3 protein-coding genes and 1 pseudogene are annotated in these 2,583 nt (G+C 40.0%); all 4 read right to left on the bottom strand.

The window, feature by feature from the left end; genetic code table 11:
• A partial coding sequence (locus GMD1S_RS07160) for a YutD family protein (RefSeq protein WP_001224365.1) occupies window positions 1-500 on the bottom strand: 500 nt, incomplete at its 3' end.
• Between the two features lie 155 nt (window positions 501-655).
• On the bottom strand, window positions 656-1,261 hold the full coding sequence (gene sodA, locus GMD1S_RS07155) for a superoxide dismutase SodA (RefSeq protein ID WP_000974732.1): 606 nt from the start codon (window positions 1,259-1,261) through the stop codon (window positions 656-658).
• Between the two features lie 69 nt (window positions 1,262-1,330).
• The gene (holA, locus tag GMD1S_RS07150) at window positions 1,331-2,368 is read right to left on the bottom strand and encodes a DNA polymerase III subunit delta (protein WP_000879622.1); all 1,038 of its coding nucleotides are present in this window, start codon (window positions 2,366-2,368) and stop codon (window positions 1,331-1,333) included.
• A 32-nt stretch (window positions 2,369-2,400) separates the two neighbouring features.
• Window positions 2,401-2,583 (bottom strand): annotated as a pseudogene (locus GMD1S_RS07145) (dihydroorotate oxidase); the annotation flags it as partial.

Below are 2,583 nucleotides of genomic sequence, written 5' to 3'. Positions count from 1 at the left end.
CCCTTGTCCTCTTTCTGAGACTTTTGGTCCTTATGACGACGTCTATTTCGCTTATCGGCATTTGGTTTTCTCTTATTTTGCGAAGGTTTCTTGCCTCTTCTAGGAAGGTTTTCCTCCTCTTTTTTACGCATTTTTTTGTCAAATGAAGCCCGTTTCGGTGCTTGATTTTCTAGAACAAAATAGGCACAACCATAACTACAGTACTCTAAAAGATAGTCCTGTAAGCGACTGATCTTTTCAATTTTTTCCTCTGTTCGATCGTCTTTGTAAAAACCACGTAGGCGGAGCTGTTCATTACTCCAGTCCCCCACGACATAATCAAACTTGGTCAACACTTCTGAAAAGCGTTGATTAAAGACTGTCACATCGAAAGCATCCTTGATATTTTCAACCAAGGTAAAAGCAATTCCTTCAGTCTCAACCTTATCCCCATTTACATGAAATTCTGGGCCAGGAAACTTGTTATAGTTGTATAATTCAGGTGCAATTTCTTTACGCATAGTCTTCCTTTTCCACGATTACTTAACACTCTATTTTACCATAATTTCTAGCAGTTAGCACGTTTCTCATAAAAATGAAAAAAGTCTGACGATTTTGTCAGACTTCTGCTTTATAACTTTAAAAAGAGAAGAACAATTCTTCCCTCCATATTTTATTATTTAGCTGCTGCGTAAAGCTCGTCTACCTTGTTCCAGTTGATGACTGAGAAGAAAGCTTTGATGTAGTCAGGACGTACATTGCGGTATTTCACGTAGTAAGCATGTTCCCAAACGTCCAAGCCCAAGATTGGTTTTTTACCTTCTGAGATTGGTGTGTCTTGGTTTGCTGTTGAAGTTACTTCAAGCTTTCCTTCTTTGTTGACAACCAACCATGCCCATCCAGAACCAAAGCGAGTTGTAGCTGCTGCTGTAAAGGCTGCTTGGAACTCTTCAAATGAACCAAATGTTGCGTCGATTGCTGCTGCAAGTTCTGCTGATGGAGCTGTTTTCTCAGGAGTCATCAATTCCCAGAAAAGAGTGTGGTTCAAGTGTCCACCACCATTGTTGATAAGTGCTTGACGGATATCAGCTGGGATAGAGTCTACATCAGCAAGCAAGGCTTCAAGGTCTTCACCAATTTCAGGGTGTTTTTCAAGAGCTGCATTTGCATTGTTTACATAAGTTTGGTGGTGTTTGTCATGGTGCAAGTGCATTGTTTCTGCATCGATGTATGGTTCCAAAGCGTCGTATGCGTATGGAAGGTCTGGTAAGATAATAGCCATCTGTAATACCTCTTTTTCTTTCTATATGAAAATGATAACGCAATCATCCTCTTTTTTCAAGTTTTTTGCTCAATTTGCTTCTGCCGCGATCTGCAAAAGTGCCTTTTCAAACAGGTACCCTTTTTCATAGACACCTGTCTTAATCTGGTAGTCTGTTTCAATCAAACAAGAAATCGCTCGTTTGAGAAAGGCCAAGGAAATCCCTCTCGAATCTCTCAGTGCAAACTTGATTTGATAAGGATTAGGGTTGCGCCCCAAGTAAGTTCCCAGACTGCTTGCAATCTGCGATTCCGTCTGACCAGTCTCTGATAAAATCTTCACTTGGGTAAAGGTACGAAACTGTCCTAACATGACAGCTATGAGCTTGATTTCGTCCTCCCCTTGCAAGGTCAAATCTCTAACCAAGTCACGGGCCTGATCAATCTTCTTAGCTAAAATAAACTGAGTCAAATCAAAAATATTGTCCTGCAGGGTCTTTGGTATAGCCTCGACAATATCCTTCTCCTCTATCATGCCATCTGATTTATAAGACTGTAAAAAAAGGAGGTTTTTCTGAATTTCACTAAATTGAAAACCAGACTTGATGAGTAGATTTTCAAAAGATTTTTCCGCAAACTGCAGACCTTGTGTCTGACTCCATTTTTGGAAAAACTGGCGGAGTTCTTGTTCCTTGGGTTCAATAGCATCAAAGACAGTCGCATCTCGTTTGAGCAATTTGACCAGCCGTCTTTTATTATCTAACTTTCCTTCTGCAAAAATCAACAACTTTGTTGTTGGCGAAGGGTTATCAAGGTATGCCTCAAATGACTTGAGCTCATCATCTGTTAAAAAACGTTTCTTGGCTGTTGTGATATCGACAAAATGGTCTAATATTACGATTTTCTCATCCGCAAAGAAAGGGAGACTGACCAACTCCAACTCTAAGTCTTTATAAGTTACTTCTTTCATATCAAAGTAAGCAAAATTGAGATCAGCTGGATCATAACCAATCTGCTTCAACACTTGACTCTTCATAACTTCAAACTGACCCTGATCTGTCCCTGTAAATAGGTTCAAGCTAGATAGATTTGATAAAGTCAACTTCTGACTGTCTTCAATGGCTAGCATCTTCTCTCCTTTCTTCTGATTTTTTATTAAACTTAATCAATATAGCGCAATTTCCCACGGAAATCTTCTAGGTTCTCATAACCTTTTTCTGCCATAATAGCTTTCAGTTCTTTGGTAATGCGTTCAAAAGCACCGACGCCTTCCTTGTGAAGAGTGGTCCCTACTTGCACCATACTCGCACCGCAGAGGATATGTTCAAAGGCATCACGACCCGT

The sequence above is a fragment of the Streptococcus sp. GMD1S genome, assembly GCF_000296875.1.
GTDB lineage: Bacteria > Bacillota > Bacilli > Lactobacillales > Streptococcaceae > Streptococcus.
The sequence above is the reverse complement of the archived record's forward strand: the minus strand, read 5'-3'. Positions and strand labels throughout refer to the sequence as shown.

Bases quoted from the DNA above. Each gene is read 5' to 3' on its own strand.
- sodA (WP_000974732.1), bottom strand. From the start codon at position 1,261: ATGGCTATTATCTTACCAGACCTTCCATACGCATACGACGCTTTGGAA.
- holA (WP_000879622.1), bottom strand. From the start codon at position 2,368: ATGCTAGCCATTGAAGACAGTCAGAAGTTGACTTTATCAAATCTATCT.